Consider the following 14626-nt stretch of genomic DNA (forward strand, 5'->3'; position numbering starts at 1 on the left):
GGCAGTTTATCGGAAGCGCGACACGGGAGCGGGTCCGGACGATAGCGGGGTGCGAAGGAATACATCGATCACTCTGCTGTCCGTCGGCCACGCCTGCGTCGACGTGTACCAGGGCGCCGTGGCGTCCCTGGTGCCGTTCTTCGTCGCCGAGCGTTCCTACACCTACGCGGTCGCCTCGGGCATCGTGCTGGCCGCCTCGTTGCTGTCCTCGGTGGCGCAGCCGGTGTTCGGCGCGCTCACCGACCGTCGGTCGATGCCCTGGCTGCTGCCGGTCGGCACGCTGCTCGGCGGTGCCGGCGTCGCGCTCAGCGGACTGAGCGGTTCCTACACGCTCACGCTCGTGTTCGTCGCTGTCTCGGGGGTCGGTGTGGCCGCCTACCACCCGGAGTCCGCCCGTGTCGCCCGTATCGCCGGCCGGGGCAGTCACCGGGCCATGGGCTGGTTCTCCACCGGTGGCAACATCGGCTTCGCGTCGGCCCCGCTCCTGGTCGCCGCCGTGGTGGCCGCCGGGGGACTGCGCTGGACGCCGCTGCTGGTGCTGCCGGCCCTCGTCGGCGCCGCGCTGTGCCTGCCCGTGGTGCGCGCCCTGCAGCACGACAAGGCACCCGGACCGGGTACGACGGGTCCGGCCGGAAGCGACGACATCGCCTCCTTCGTGAAGCTGTCCCTGGCCGTGGTCTTCCGCTCGATCGCGTTCGTCGGCCTGAGCACCTTCGTCTCGCTCTACGCCCGCCAGCGCCTGGGCGGCGGTACGGCGGCCGGCACCGCGGCCCTGACCGTGCTCTACCTCGGCAGTGCGATCGGCTCGGTGCTGGGTGGATTTCTGGCGAGCCGTCGGGACCGGGTGACGGTCTCGCGCCGGTCGTACCTGATCGCCGTCGCGGCCGTCGCGGGCGTGGTGTGGCTGCCGGGTGCCGCCGTCTACCTGTTCTTGGCGCTGACTTCGGCGAGCCTGTACGTGCCGTTCTCGCTGCAGGTGACGCTCGGTCAGGACTACCTGCCCTCGCGGGTCGGCACGGCCAGCGGGATCACCCTCGGCCTGACCGTGAGCATCGGCGGCCTGGCCGGTCCCGTCATCGGCGGCCTCGCCGACGCCACGTCCCTGCAGACCGCCCTGGCGCCTCTCGTCCTGATGCCCCTGCTGAGCTGGCTGATCTTCCGCTCCCTGCCCGAACCCGCCGCGCCGCACCTCACGGTCGCGCCGCAGCCGAGTGCCGACGACACGGACATCACAGGCGCCACGGATGTCACGGACGGCACGGATGTCACGGACGGCACGGACGTCACGGACGCAACGGGTGCCACGGATGCCGCCGACGCGTCCGAACAACGGCCCCGCCTACGCTGACCGGAGTGCGGTGACGCCGACGGGGCGGGAGGAACCAGACGCCCTCCTGCGGGCCGCAGCCGACCGCGTGGTGCCGCCCCGGTGTGGACGCCGTGGCCGGCAGAAGCCGCTGACGTATGTCAAGGGGACGATGCGGATCTGCGGGACCTGCGGCCACCAACGGTTCGCCCGCCGGGAGGAGGTCCGCCGGACCGGCGCCATGGCGGGCGTCTGCTTCATCTGCACCCGCTTCCCCACCGCGGTCTGCTCGACCTGCGGCAGGACCACACCCTGCTACCGCGCGACGACCAACTCTCCCCAGTGCCCGGAGTGTTGCCGTCAGCGAGAAGAATGCGGCGCCTACGGCCTGCCCTCCCGACGCGGCCGCAACAGCGCCGCCAGCCTGAGCAAAAGCCGCCGTACCGACAGCGAGCCGAACAGGCCTCGGCCCTCCGACCGGCGCCGGCAGTGCGCCGGGCGGCGTGGGCGCCCGGCACGGCACTGACGGCGGAGCAGGGCATGCGCGGGGCTACTCAGCGACGGCGCTCATTGCGCGGCCAAGCAGCACGGCCATGGGGACAGTTCCCTCGCAGGCCACCCACCCCGTCGTAGCTGCATCCGCGCAGGCGAGGGCGGCCGCGACCAGGGCGGTCGGCCTGGGATCCTCCGGCCGGTCGGGGTCGCCCCCCAGCCGCCGTGCGAGCTCCGGGACCAACAGCTCCTGCCGGCCCAGCTGCTTCCCGAAGTGCCGGGCGGGCAGTGGCGGCGTGTCCACCATCCGGGAGATGCCCTGCTTTCCTGCGCTGATTCGTGTCCTGAGAACAACAGTCATCGCAGGTAGCAGGGCATCTCCAGGGTAAATCCAGGCTCAGTGGGCCATCACGGGCTCGCCCTCGGACGGCTCCAGGGCCCGATTCGGAATCAGGAACGCGGCGATCACCGCACCGACCACGAAGAACCCGGAGCCCCACGCCAGGGTGGCCGTGTAGCCCTCGACCCCGGCCTGCGCCGCGGCCAGCGCGCTGGGCTTGTGCGAAGTCAGGTAGTCGGTCGCGGCGGACGAGGCAACGGTGGTCAGCAGTGCCGTACTGATGGAGCCGCCGATTTGCTGACCGGTGTTGACCAGCGCCGAGGCGACACCCGCGTCCTCGTGGTGAATGCCCGAGGTCGCCCCCTGGATCGCGGTGGTCATCACCGCGCCGATGCCGAGACCCAGCAGGATCATGCCGGGCATGATGTGGGTGGCGTAGGTGCTGTCCAACTCGAGCCGGGTCAGCAGGGCCATACCGGCTGCGGCGACCAGGAAGCCGGCGCTGACGACGATCTTCGGGCCGACCTTGGGCAGCACCAGCGAAGGCATCGTGGTCGACGAAGCGACGACGGCCGCGACCATCGGCAGGAACGCCAGACCGGTCTTGATCGGCGAGTAGCCGAGGCTGGCCGCGAAGTAGTAGGTCAGGAACAGGAAGATCGAGAACATCCCCATGCCCAGGACGAACACCGCCAGGAACGAACCACCGCGGGTCCGGTCCAGCACGAGGCGCAGCGGCAGCAGCGGATGCGCGACCCTGGACTCCAGCCATACGAACACCACGAGCAGCACCGCGCCGACGATCATGGAGCCGAGGGCGACCGGGTCGGTCCAGCTGGTGGACTCGACGTGCGCGAACCCGTAGACGACGGCGAACAGCGCGGCGCTCACCACGACGATGCCCGGAATATCGAGTTTGGGCTTCTTGGTGATCGCGGGCTTGGCCAGCAGCAGCAAGGCGCCGATCAGGGCGGGGGCCGCGAAGGCGACGTTCACGTACATCACCCAGCGCCACGACGCCCATTCGGTGAGCATGCCGCCCAGCAGCAGCCCGATCGCGCCGCCCGCACCACCCAACGCACTGAAGATACCGAAGGCCTTCGCCCTTTCGGACGGTTCGGTGAAGGTCACGCTGAGCAGGGAGAGTGCCGCGGGTGCGAGCAGTGCGGCGAAGAGGCCCTGGGCCACGCGCCCCGCGACGAGGATCTCGAAGCTGCCGGCCGCGCCGCCGACGACGGACGCGGCCCCGAAACCCGCCAAGCCGATCACGAAGAGGGTACGTCGGCCCAACAGGTCACCGAGTCGGCCGCCGAGCAGCAGCAGGCTGCCGAACGCCAGCGCGTAACCCGTGATGACCCACTGCCTACTGCCGTCGCTGAAGCCGAGGTCCTGCTGCGCCTCGGGCAGCGCGATGTTCACGACGGTCGCGTCGAGCATGACCATGAGCTGTGCCACGCCTATGACGACCAGCACCCACCAGCGCACGGCATGTGAGCCGCGAAGGCCCGAGTCTCTCTTTGCGGCGGCGGGCGCCCCGCGGTCGATGCTGGTACTCATTTTCTTCCCTTGCTTGCTGGGTGACTGAAAGCCGTCTGGAAACTGATGGGTTTCCTCACCGATGAAGGTGAGGCGAGCGGGCGGCGGGCTGGGATCAGGGTTTCGAGATCATCGTGTGGCCGCTTTGCTTCCCTCGGCGATTCCCTGGAGGGCCGCGTCGGTGTCCGCGATGGCCAGCATCCTGTTGATGTCGGCGCCGGCCAGTGCGCCGGCCGCTGCGGAGGCCCCTACCTGGGCGACCGGATCGGTGACGTTGCCGGCCACCCACACCCCGGGGACTTCGGTGGCGCCGGCCGTGCCGGAGGCGAAACCGCGGCCCACCGGCAGGTCCTGCACCGGCAGGCCCAGACCTTCCAGGGCCTGGGTGCGGGCCTGCATCCGCGGGCCGACGGCCAGGACGCGGCGGGCCACGACCTGGCCGTCGGCCAGGCGCAGCCCGGCGAGGGTGCCGTCCTCGTCGTTGACGACCTCGGTGACCGGGGTGTCGACGACGCGGATGCCGCGGGCGGCGAAGCGGGCGCGGCTGTCCTCGTCCAGGTCGGTGCCGTGGGTGAAGTAGGTCAGGTCCTCGGTCAGCTGACGGAACAGATACGCGTGGCCGATGGAGGCCGGCCCGGTGGCGAGGATGCCGATGGGTTCATCGCGCACCTCCCAGCCGTGGCAGTACGGGCAGTGCACCACACTGTGCCCCCAGTGGTCGGCGAGCCCGGGCACCTGTGGCAGCACATCCGTGAGGCCGGTGGCCACCAGGATGCGGCGGGCGGTGATGCCGCGGCCGTCGGCCAGGGTGACGGTGAACCGCAGGTCCCCGTCCGCCGACGGGGTGGCGGACTCGGCCGAGACCACCTCGCCGTGGACGACGCGTCCGCCGTACTGGCGCACCTGCTCCCGGCCCCGTCGAAGAATCTCGGACGGCGGGGTGCCGTCCAGGGCGAGGAGGCCGTGCACGGCCTCGGCGGGCGCGTTGCGCGGGGAGCCGCCGTCGATCACGACGACGGAGCGGCGGGAGCGGGCGAGGATCAGTGCACCGTTCAGCCCCGCGGCGCCCCCGCCGATCACCACCGCGTCGACGGTCCCCTCGGCCAGTGCATCGCTCGCGTACGGAGGAGTCGCCACAGCCATGGCCTCCTGCTTTTCCTTGTCAGTCATGGTTCGGTCGACCCTTCGAGTTCTGGGTGGTTGCAGGGGGGCAGCTGTTCAGGAAGCCCAGGAAGTGGTCGGCGACCGTCGTGGGCGTTGTGGAGAGTCCGGCCCCGGTCTGCTTGGGCCGGCCTGGAAGGCATCGCAACGCCGGGCGGCGCGGAGGAGCGCAAAGGCATGGGTTGCCCTCGATCGCGCCAGGCGTGTACGCGGCCTGTCCGGTGAGCTCAGGACCGTTATGGACTGAACAGTAAGAAACCTAGGCGGTTCTGTACTGAGTTGTCAAGTACGGCAGGCCGACCCTCGATCGCCAGGACGATGCCTGGAATATCCAGTTTGGACTTCTGGGCGATCACGGGCTTGGTCAGCAGTAGGGCACCGATCAGGGCGGGGCCGCGAAGGCGGCGTTCACGTACATCACCCACCGCCATGACGCCCGTTCCGTGAGTGTGCCGCCGGGCAGCAGCCCGAACCGCTCGATGGTTTCGGGCCCGTAGATGCCGGCGAAGTCCTCGCCGAGGGAACAGCAGAAGACCGCAGTGTCACGCTCTGATCGAGACTCGGCGTGGACCAGGTAGGGGCCGGTTTGATGCCGCGTCTTTCCGAGTTGGAAGGATGCGTGTCGTGCCGGAGAAATGGATCCCGAGCTGAGGGCCCGGGCCGTCCGGCTGGTGCTGTAGCACCGTGCCGAGTACCCGACCGGATACCGCGGCGGCGGTGCTGACGGTGTCCAAGCAGGTCAAGGTAGGCGGAAGTCGTTGTGGCGCTGGGTCGCCCAGGCCGAGACCGGCGGCGGCGAGGCGCCCGGGGTCGCCGAGGAGAACGAGGGGATCCGCCGACTGCGGTCGGGGAACGGTCGGCTGGGTGAGGACGTGGCGACCCTGAAGGCGGTCACAACTTTCTTCGTCGGGGAGCTCGAATGTCTGGACGGGGATGTACGGGGGGTGCCGATCGCTTGGGGTCAGGCCGCGTCGAGCAGGATCCGCGCCATCTCGTCGGGGCGCTCCAAGGCGGAGAAGTGGCCGGTGCGGGGCACGGTGATGCGGTGGACGTCCGTCAGCGCGTCGGCCACGCGGTCTCGCTCGGCGGGCCGGGACCAGTCGTTCTCGCTGTAGACGAGGGTGACGGGTGCCGACACGCGCGGATAGCGCTCGCGGGCCCGGTCGAATCCCTTGTCGTAGCCCTTGCGGCGGCCGCTCCTCAGTAGCTCGGTGATGAAGTCCTCGGGCAGCCGGGTCTTGTCGACGTAGCCGCCCTGCAGAATTGCCCGAAAGACGGGCCGCGGCTCGAGGGGGGCGAAGACGGGGCCCAGCACGGGCATCCGCACGCTGGAGATGATGGCGCGGGCGATCCAGTTTCCCCGCTCCCCGCCCTGGGGGTAGTCATAGCTGTTGAACGCCACGACCCTGCTGACGCGGTCCTTCAGGTCGATCGACGCCGACAGGGACAGGGCGCCCCCGAGCGATTCTCCCGACAGGGTGACGTCGTTCAGGTCCAGTCCGCGGACGAATTCGACGACTGCGGCCCGCAGTTGCGGCTCCTCGTACTGTGCGCCGGGGACGATGTCGGACCATCCCATCCCGGGCAGATCCAGCGCGTAGACCGTGAAGTGGTCCCACGCCTGCGGAATCACCCGCTGGAAGTAGTCGAGCTGGCCGCGCACGGTGTGCATCAGCACGAGGGCGGGGCCGGTGCCCACCGTGTAGTAGCGCAGCCGCGAACCGTCGGCCCGGGTGAAGAACCGCACCTCGCCGCGGCCGTTGCTCCAGGTTCTCGCGTACGTCGCGTCGGGAGGCCCGTTGCCTTCCATGGTTCTGTCCTTTCAGGTGAGGGGAATGCAATAATGGCATTCACCCTCATTTCGTTGGACTGTGAAGTTGATCAGGGTTTGGACACTCGGTATGAAGAACCGCGCATTCTCCAACCAGGAGTCAAAATCACTCGACGCAGCCGGCACCGCTGGGCGGGACGCTGGGGTCGATGCCGGTGTCCTTGGTCATGAGGGCTCCTGGGCCGGGTCGGAGACGGTGTCGGGGTTGGTGGCGGTGAGGGGAAGCAGCACCTGGAAGCGGGTGTCGCCGGGTACGGACTCGACTTTCAGGTCACCGTGGTGCTTGTTGACGACGATCCGCCAGGAGATGTCGAGCCCCAGCCCGGTGCCCTCGCCCACCGGCTTGGTGGTGAAGAACGGGTCGAAGATCCGGTCGCGGATCTCGGCCGGCACTCCCGGGCCCGTGTCGCGGAACTCCACCAGGAGCCGGTCGTGCACCAGAGCGGTGCGTACGGTCAACGTCCCTTCGCCGCCCGCGCCCTTGATGGCGGAGACCGCGTTGTCGATCAGGTTGGTCCACACCTGGTTCAGTTCGGCCGGGTAGGCCGGAATCCTCGGCACCGAACGGTCGTACTCCTTAACGACCTTGACCTGTGGACCGATCTTGCCCGACAGCATCAGCAGCGTGCTGTCGAGGAGTTCGTGGACATCGGCGACCTGATAGGGCGCGCGGTCCAGCTGCGAGTACTGCTTGGCGGCGTCGACGAGGTGCGAGATACGGGCGGTGGAGTCCTCGATCTCGGACATCAACAGCTCGGTCTCGACCGTGTAGGTGAGCCACCCGATAGCACTCTGCAGGATTTCCTGCTCGTCGACGGCCGCCGCGATCTGCTCCAGCCACTCGACGTCGAGACCGCCCTGCACGAAGATCGGCGCGATCTGCCAGCCGTTTGGGACACCGTGGTCGTCCAGCCAGTCGGCGAGTTCGTCCTCCCGGTCGGACGCTTCGAGCGGGCTCAGTGGCGGCGCCTTGGGGACCCGCTCGGCCGTACGTTCCTGGAGGTCGACCAGGGCCTTCAGGGCGTCGCCGTGGTAGGGGCCCGAGGCGATGACGCCGAGCTTGTTGCGCATGTGCGCGACCCGGTCCCTGAGCGATGCGGTGGCCCGTACGGCCGCCGCGGCCGGGTTGTTGAGCTCATGGGTGAGGCCCGCGGACAACGAGCCCAGAGCCAGCAGCCGTTCGCGCTGCCCGACGGCACGCTGAAAGGTCTGCGAACCGAGGACGAGCCCCTCCAGGAGATGGATCGCCATCGGAAACCACTCGTGCATGAAGTTCGCGAACGATTCGGCGGGCAGCACGAAGAACCGCGTCGGCTCCGACACCCGCAGCGAGTTCATGTACCGCTGCGGTTTCCCGTCCCCGACGTACGCCATCACGGCCCCCGCGTACACCCCCGGCTGGGACGTGCGGCTCACCTCGATGTCGTCGCCGCCCACCCGGCGCGACATGACGACCGCGCCCTCGATCATCACGTAGAAGCAGGTCGCCGGGTCACCTTCGGTGAACACCGGCCCGGGGTCGAACAGTTCGACCCGTCCCTCGCCGCACAGCCTGCCGAGCTGCTCGGAGCTCAGCTTCTCGAACAGGAACAGCGAACTGATCTCCGCCGCTCTGCACGGCATCACCCGCCCGCTCACGACTGCTCCAGATACCGGTGTACGAGCATCACGGCCATGGCTCCCTCTCCGACGGCGGACGCGACCCGCTTCGCGGACTCCGCGCGCGCGTCCCCGGCGACGAACACGCCGGGGATGTTGGTCTCCAGGTGGTACGGCGGCCGGTCCAGCTCCCAGTTGGCCGGTGGCCGCCCGTCGGCGGTCAGATCGGGCCCGGCGAGGATGAACCCGCGCTCGTCCCGCAACACCGTGCCCTCCAGCCAGTCGGTGAGCGGGGCCGCGCCGATGAACACGAACAGCCACTGCGCGTCGACGAGTTCGGTCTGACCGCTCGTCGTGTCGCGCAGCGTCAGCTGTTCCAGGTGGCCGTCGCCGTGTGTGGCCTCGACGACCGTGCGGGCCCGCACCGAGATGTTCGGCGACTCGGCGATCTGCTGGATGAGATAGTGCGACATCGACGCGGTGAGGTCCGCTCCGCGCACCAGCAGCGTGACCGACTTGGCGCCCCTGGACAGGTACATCGCCGCCTGCCCGGCCGAGTTGGCGCCGCCGACGATGTACACGTCGTGGCCCTGGCAGGCGGCGGCCTCGGTGAGCGCGGACCCGTAGAACACCCCGCGGCCCGACAACTCGTCGGCACCCGGCGCCTCCAGCTGCCGGTACGACACACCGGTCGCCAGGATCACGCTGTGCGCCGCGATCTGCGACCCGTCCGCGAACCGTACGAGCCGGGCCGCCCCGCTGCTCTCCAGACCGGTCACCTCCCGCGCGGAGAGGATCTCGGCGCCGAACTTGGTGGCCTGGCGTCGCGCCCGGTCGGTGAGCTGGCCGCCGGACACCCCGTCCGGGAAGCCCAGATAGTTCTCGATCCGCGAACTCTGCCCGGCCTGCCCGCCGGTCGCCGACCGCTCCACGAGCACCGTGCGCAGCCCCTCCGAGGCCCCGTACACGGCCGCGCCCAGCCCGGCCGGCCCGCCGCCGATGACGACCAGGTCGTAGAAGTCGGACGTGGGTGTCGTCGCCAGCCCCACGTGCGCGGCCAGTTCGGGCACCTCCGGCTCGACGAGCGCCGTACCGTCCGCCGTGACCACCACCGGAAGCCGCTGCCCGTCCTCGCCGGCCGCCGCGAGCAGCCGCTGCCCCTCGGGTTCCTCGGTGGAGTACCAGCGGTACGGCACCTGGTTGCGGGCCAGGAACTCGCGCACCTGCGAGGACCGTGCCGACCAGCGGTGTCCGACGACCTTCGTGGCGGGCACGGGCCGGTAGTCGCTGGCGCGCCAGGCGTCCAGCAGGTCGTCGAGCACCGGGTAGAGCTTCTCCTCCGGCGGGTCCCACGGCTTGAGCAGGTAGTGGTCGAGGTCGACGACGTTGATCGCGTCGATCGCCGCGTTCGAGTCCGCGTAGGCGGTCAGCAGCACGCGGCGGGCGCCCGGATAGACGTCCATGGCCTGTTCGAGGAACTCGATGCCGTTCATCCGCGGCATCCGGTAGTCGGCCAGGATCACCGCCACCAGGTCGCCGCGCAGCTTCAGCTCCCGCAGCGCCTCCAGCGCGGACTCGCCGGACTCCGCGCGCACGATCCGGTACGAACCGCCGTAGCGCCGCCGCAGATCACGGGCGACGGCCCGGGACACCCCGGGATCGTCGTCCACGGTCATGATGACGGTCCGTGCAGCGTCCAGGAGCGGTCGGACGAGAGATGCTGATGCTGGCTTCGGTGTCTCTGGTTCGGACATGTGCGTCTCCTCGGGCGCCGCCCCGTACTGCGGGGTCAGCCGGCCAGTCGGTTGAGGTTGCGGATCTGTCTGTCGAAGGCGCGCGAGGGCACGATCCGGCGCAGGATGCTGACGCGTCTGGCCATCGGGCCGGCGGTGTACCTGAGCTTGGGCCTGGAATCGGTGGCGACCGCGACGATCACCTTCGCGACGACGTCCGGGTCGTCGGCGTTGCGCACGGCCGTGGCCAGCACGTCTCGGGAGACCTCCCGCTGCGCGGCGTAGACCGGCAGGGGCGAGTCGGGTGCCATGCTGCTCGCCTCGAAACCCGTGCTCGTGTAGGCCGGCTCGACCAGCAGCATCCGGACGCCGTGCTCGCGAAGCTCGTGGTCGACGGACTCGGAGTAGCCCTCGACCGCATGCTTGGTGGCGGCGTAGACGGCCATGAAGGGGGCCGGGATCAGACCGACTACCGAGGAGACGTTGACCACGCGGCCACTGCCCTGGGCGCGCATGTGGGGCAACACCGCGTTGGTCATCCGCATCACGCCGAAGACGTTGATGTCGAAGACCTCCTTGGCCTGGCTGATCGAGCTCTCCTCGCCGGCGCCGACCGCGCCCACGCCTGCGTTGTTGACCAGGACGTCTATCCGGCCGAACCGCTCGATCACCTCCCCGACCAGGGAGCGGACCGACTCGTCGCCGGCCACGTCGAGATCGAGGAACGTCACCCCGGAGAGCGGCTCGGCGTTCGCCGCGTTGCGGCTGGTGCCGACCACCGCGAAGCCGGCGCCCACGAGGGCGAGCGCCGCCGCCCGCCCGATCCCGGAGGAGGCGCCCGTCACGAGGGCCACGGGGGGACCTGTCTGCATGGTGGTTCCTTCGGTTGTGGTCATGACTTCGTCGGGCGCTGTACGGGGTCGCCTGTGCTCAGGCCGAGACGGTCCGCACCGGTCCTGCAAGCCCGAACCAAGCCTGTCCGGCAAGCTCAGGACGTTGTTTACTGAACAGTCCGAAACCTAGGCAGTTCTGTACTGACTTGTCAAGAAGGGCGGGTCGGCTTTACCGTCTTTGTATGGCCAGACCACGAAGCTTTGACCGCGACCACGTCCTCCATGCCGCCGAGCGGCAGTTCCGCGCCTCGGGCTACAACGGCACGAGCGTCGACGACATCAGTGCCGCCACCGGCCTGGGCCGCGGCAGCCTCTATGGCGCGTTCGACGGCAAGCACGGCGTGCTGCTGCAGGCGATGGCCGGCTACTTCGCCCGGCTGGGGCAGGGTCCGCGGAAGGCGCTCGCCGGACCGGACGAGGGCGCCCTGGAACGACTGCACGGGTACTTGCTCCGCGCCGTCCACGGGGTGCCACTCGCCGCCGACGTACCCCCCGCCTCTGACCGGACGGCGGCGGCCTGCTTCGCCGCCAAGATGGCCCTGGAGATCGGCGCCTCCGACCCCGAGGTGAAACGCCTGGCCGACGACTGCTTCTCCGTGGTCGCGACGGCGGTGGCCGAGTGCGTGCGAGCGGCGCAGCGCAACGGCGACATCGACCCCGACGCGGATCCCGACGACCTCGCCTACCTTCTGCTGACCATCATCCGCGGGACCGATGTCGTAGGTGCCTTCGGCCACAGTCCCGCCCGCCTGACCTCGATCGCGGAGAGCGCGTTCGCCTTGCTGCCTCGCCCGCGCCACACCTGAGAAGGGCACGGCCGGCCTCGTTGCACAGGCATCTGATGCGGTCGGCCCACTTCGACGCCGCCGAGGCACGGCCCGTAGGTTTACGCGCCGCCGGGCGGTCGTCTGGACGGTTGGCGAGGAACTGCGCCCGCATCCAGTCGAGTTGTTCCACCTGATGCGCGGTGTCGCCGGGCTTGAACTGCACGGTCGGTCGCCGAACGCCTCGCCGCCGGCAGACGGTGGTACTTCGGCCGCCGCCTGGAGGCACGTGGCAGCTACAGAAACTCCGACCGATCGATCACGGACTCCTGCCGGTGTCACACCCCGACGGGCCTTGACCGCGGTCGGGTCCGCTCGGCAGCCTCGCCGAACGCTCAACCGTTCCGCAGGTTCGCACAGCCAGATTCGTCAGTAACCTCCGATACTCGTCGTGCCCGGCGAATCGAGGAACACGCGGCCGGTCCGCCTGGGTCTTTCACGGTTCTCGCGGGAACCAGGGACGGATGCAGGGACACCGCCGGCGGTGTCGCTGAGCCGTCGCGGGGTGGCGACTTCCTCGGCCGGCCCCGCAGCGAGCATCGCCTGTCCCGGTCAGGCGACCAGTTCGGCGATGCTCCGGGCCGTCAGCCACAGGCCCGTCAGCAGGGCGAGTGTGACGATCAGCTGTTCCTGGTGTTGCGCGAGCCAGGTGCGCAGGGCGTTCAGCCGGGCGTTCGCGACCGTGGGAGCCCAGACCGCGTACAGCTCCATGACGATGAGGCTGAGGGTGGCGAGCAGGCAATAGGCGGTCAGCGCGAGCCAGTCGGCCAGGGTGGAGAGGTCCGCGTCGACGGTGGTCGCGGCGCCGGCGGCGACCAGTGCCCAGGGCTGCAGCAGCCAAGCCAGGCCGGCTGCCGTGGCCGGCGACGCGTTGTCGATCCGGGCGGTCCAGCGTGGTGGGCCGTGCGGGCGTGGCGGCCGGCGGCGCCGGTGCTCCCCGTAGAGGACCAGTGCCAGGCCGAGGGCGACCTTCGCGCCGAGTACGGCGGTCGAGGGCGCGCTGTGACGGGCCGGGGGCTGACCGCCGGTCAGCAGCAGCACACAGGTGATCACCACGATCAGGTTGGCCAGCCACGACAACAGGAACGCCAGCCCCAGGCGAACGCCACGCCGCGAGGAGAGCAGCAGGATGAAGGCGCTGTTGTGCAGAGGCCCCAGGGTGACGGCGGTACCGATCACCACCAGGTCGAGGACCATCGGATCAGCCGCTCCCGGATGTCAGGGCCGCCAGGCGCCCGTGGACGGGCGGGCCGGTCGGCAGGGTGTGGCGGTGCTGCGGCGCCGCAATTCCGACTCTGCGGTCGACGACCCGGCCGGTCAAGCAAGCCTCACCCGGATGGGGCACCGCCTCGGTCGCGTATCGAAGGCGCGAGGTCCGGCCGGCCTGGTGGGCGGAGTCCACGAGCACTGTTGGGCGCACCGGGAGGGCGGCCCCGATCACGGTTGCCCGGACGTGGTGGGCGACGTCGCAGTCGCCGCAGACCGTCGGCGCCCGGCGCCGGCTCCGGGATCGCGGCGCAACCTATGAGGCCCAGCTCACGATGGCTGTCCCGCCGACGGTGCCGGACGAGGTGTCACTCGAGGGTGTCGACGAGTTCCTTCCCGGGTCTCACAGACCCGCCCCTCGCGCTGCGCGGTTCATGACGCCCGGCGCGCCGTGATGGCCCGGCGTGTCACGTAGGCGGCGATGCCTGCGGCGAGGACCGCGCTTCCCCACGCGATGGACGCGGCGGGCAGGGTGAAGGCCAGCAGCAGGCAGCCTGCCAGGCCGGCCGCGGGGACGATGCGCGCAGGACGGTTCTCGTCCGTGGTGAGCGTCCAGGCTGAGGCGTTGGCCACGGCGTAGTAGACGAGGACGCCGAAGGAGGAGAAGCCGATCGCGCCGCGTACGTCGGCGGTGGCGGCCAGAATCACGACGACGGCGCCCACCAGCAGTTCGGCGCGGTGTGGCACCTGGAAGCGGGGATGAACGGCGGCCAGGACATGGGGCAGGTGACGGTCCCGTGCCATCGCCAGGGTGGTGCGGGAGACACCCAGGATCAGGGCGAGCAGGGAGCCGAGCGCGGCGACGGCCGCCCCGCCCCGGACGACGGGCGCCAGCCGTTCCGCCCCGGCGGCTCGCACCGCGTCCGAGAGCGGAGCGGCCGCCTCACCCAGCCCGCGGGGGCCGAGCACGGTCAGGACCGCGACCGCCACGGCCGCGTAGACGACCAGCGTGATGCCGAGAGCGAGCGGGATGGCGCGGGGGATGGTGCGCGCGGGATCGCGGACCTCCTCGCCGAGCGTGGCGATGCGGGCGTACCCGGCGAAGGCGAAGAACAGCAGGCCCGCAGCCTGGAGTACGCCGGTGAGGGTGGCGTCGGCGTCGACGTCCAGCCGGCCCGCGCCCGCCGCCGACGAGGTGAGGCAGGCGACCACGACCGCGGCCAGCACCGCCACCACGACGGCGACGACGGCCCGGGTCAGCCACGCGGACTTCTGGATCCCGGCGTAGTTCACGGCGGTGAGCGCCACCACCGCGGCGACCGCCACCGCGTGGGCGTGGTCGGGCCACACGTACGAACCGACGGTCAGCGCCATCGCCGCACAGGAGGCGGTCTTGCCGATCACGAAGGCCCAGCCGGCCAGATAGCCCCAGAAGTCGCCGAGGCGTTCGCGGCCGTAGACATAGGCGCCGCCGGAGGCCGGGTAGCGGGCGGCCAGCCGGGCGGAGGACGTGGCGTTGCAGTACGCCACCGCCGCGGCCACCGCCAGAGCGACCAGCAGCCCGGAACCTGCCGCGCGGGCGGCCGGGGCGAGCGCCGCGAAGATGCCCGCGCCGATCATCGAGCCCAGCCCGATGAGCACGGCGTCCGCGACGCCGAGCCGCCGCTGGAGCTGAGGTGACGCGGGCCCGGTGGGCTGGTTCATG

11 protein-coding genes are annotated in these 14626 nt (G+C 70.4%); 2 read left to right on the forward strand and 9 right to left on the reverse strand.

The genetic code is table 11. From position 1 onward, the window contains the following. Nucleotides 1-49: 49 nt before the first annotated feature. A complete protein-coding gene (locus C6376_RS27285) occupies nucleotides 50-1348 on the forward strand; it encodes an MFS transporter (protein ID WP_107445862.1) in 1299 nt (432 codons plus the stop codon). A gap of 508 nt (nucleotides 1349-1856) precedes the next feature. On the opposite strand, the gene C6376_RS27290 is transcribed toward C6376_RS27285, so the two are convergent. From C6376_RS27290 to C6376_RS27325, 7 genes are all read right to left on the reverse strand, one after another. Beyond that, complete coding sequence (locus C6376_RS27290; protein WP_159083260.1) at nucleotides 1857-2159, reverse strand: hypothetical protein; 303 nt, start codon at nucleotides 2157-2159, stop codon at nucleotides 1857-1859. A gap of 36 nt (nucleotides 2160-2195) precedes the next feature. After that, nucleotides 2196-3695: an MFS transporter gene (locus tag C6376_RS27295; RefSeq protein WP_107445864.1), complete on the reverse strand. Its 1500-nt coding sequence runs from the start codon at nucleotides 3693-3695 to the stop codon at nucleotides 2196-2198. Nucleotides 3696-3803: 108 nt separating this feature from the next. After that, on the reverse strand, nucleotides 3804-4817 hold the full coding sequence (locus C6376_RS27300) for an NAD(P)/FAD-dependent oxidoreductase (protein ID WP_107445865.1): 1014 nt from the start codon (nucleotides 4815-4817) through the stop codon (nucleotides 3804-3806). Between the two features lie 979 nt (nucleotides 4818-5796). Continuing rightward, a complete protein-coding gene (locus C6376_RS27310; RefSeq protein WP_107445866.1) occupies nucleotides 5797-6645 on the reverse strand; it encodes an alpha/beta fold hydrolase in 849 nt (282 codons plus the stop codon). A gap of 186 nt (nucleotides 6646-6831) precedes the next feature. Next, entirely contained in the window at nucleotides 6832-8304 is a 1473-nt protein-coding gene (locus C6376_RS27315; protein WP_107445867.1) for an ATP-binding protein, read from the reverse strand. Continuing rightward, on the reverse strand, nucleotides 8301-9941 hold the full coding sequence (locus tag C6376_RS27320) for an FAD-dependent oxidoreductase (RefSeq protein ID WP_107445868.1): 1641 nt from the start codon (nucleotides 9939-9941) through the stop codon (nucleotides 8301-8303). Before C6376_RS27320 ends, C6376_RS27315 begins: the two co-directional genes overlap by 4 nt. Nucleotides 9942-10054: 113 nt before the next feature. Continuing rightward, a complete protein-coding gene (locus C6376_RS27325; RefSeq protein WP_107445869.1) occupies nucleotides 10055-10870 on the reverse strand; it encodes an oxidoreductase in 816 nt (271 codons plus the stop codon). A 203-nt stretch (nucleotides 10871-11073) separates the two neighbouring features. On the opposite strand from C6376_RS27325, the gene C6376_RS27330 reads away from it, so the two are divergent. Further along, nucleotides 11074-11697 (forward strand): TetR/AcrR family transcriptional regulator, encoded by a 624-nt coding sequence (locus tag C6376_RS27330; RefSeq protein WP_107445870.1) that lies wholly within the window; start codon nucleotides 11074-11076, stop codon nucleotides 11695-11697. A 570-nt stretch (nucleotides 11698-12267) separates the two neighbouring features. Here the strand turns inward: C6376_RS27330 and C6376_RS27335 are convergent. Beyond that, the gene (locus C6376_RS27335; RefSeq protein WP_107445871.1) at nucleotides 12268-12912 is read right to left on the reverse strand and encodes a GAP family protein; all 645 of its coding nucleotides are present in this window, start codon (nucleotides 12910-12912) and stop codon (nucleotides 12268-12270) included. A 441-nt stretch (nucleotides 12913-13353) separates the two neighbouring features. Continuing rightward, entirely contained in the window at nucleotides 13354-14625 is a 1272-nt protein-coding gene (locus C6376_RS27340; RefSeq protein WP_107445872.1) for an APC family permease, read from the reverse strand. Between the last annotated feature and the right edge of the window lies 1 nt (nucleotide 14626).

Origin of the sequence: Streptomyces sp. P3 (genome assembly GCF_003032475.1) — a bacterium.
In the GTDB taxonomy this organism is placed as follows: Bacteria; Actinomycetota; Actinomycetes; order Streptomycetales; family Streptomycetaceae; genus Streptomyces.

Coding starts and splice junctions, on each gene's coding strand:
- C6376_RS27340 (WP_107445872.1), bottom strand. CDS start 14,625: ATGAACCAGCCCACCGGGCCCGCGTCACCTCAGCTCCAGCGGCGGCTC.
- C6376_RS27290 (WP_159083260.1), bottom strand. CDS start 2,159: ATGACTGTTGTTCTCAGGACACGAATCAGCGCAGGAAAGCAGGGCATC.
- C6376_RS27335 (WP_107445871.1), bottom strand. CDS start 12,912: ATGGTCCTCGACCTGGTGGTGATCGGTACCGCCGTCACCCTGGGGCCT.
- C6376_RS27325 (WP_107445869.1), bottom strand. CDS start 10,870: ATGCAGACAGGTCCCCCCGTGGCCCTCGTGACGGGCGCCTCCTCCGGG.
- C6376_RS27330 (WP_107445870.1), top strand. CDS start 11,074: ATGGCCAGACCACGAAGCTTTGACCGCGACCACGTCCTCCATGCCGCC.
- C6376_RS27300 (WP_107445865.1), bottom strand. CDS start 4,817: ATGGCTGTGGCGACTCCTCCGTACGCGAGCGATGCACTGGCCGAGGGG.
- C6376_RS27295 (WP_107445864.1), bottom strand. CDS start 3,695: ATGAGTACCAGCATCGACCGCGGGGCGCCCGCCGCCGCAAAGAGAGAC.
- C6376_RS27310 (WP_107445866.1), bottom strand. CDS start 6,645: ATGGAAGGCAACGGGCCTCCCGACGCGACGTACGCGAGAACCTGGAGC.
- C6376_RS27320 (WP_107445868.1), bottom strand. CDS start 9,941: ATGACCGTGGACGACGATCCCGGGGTGTCCCGGGCCGTCGCCCGTGAT.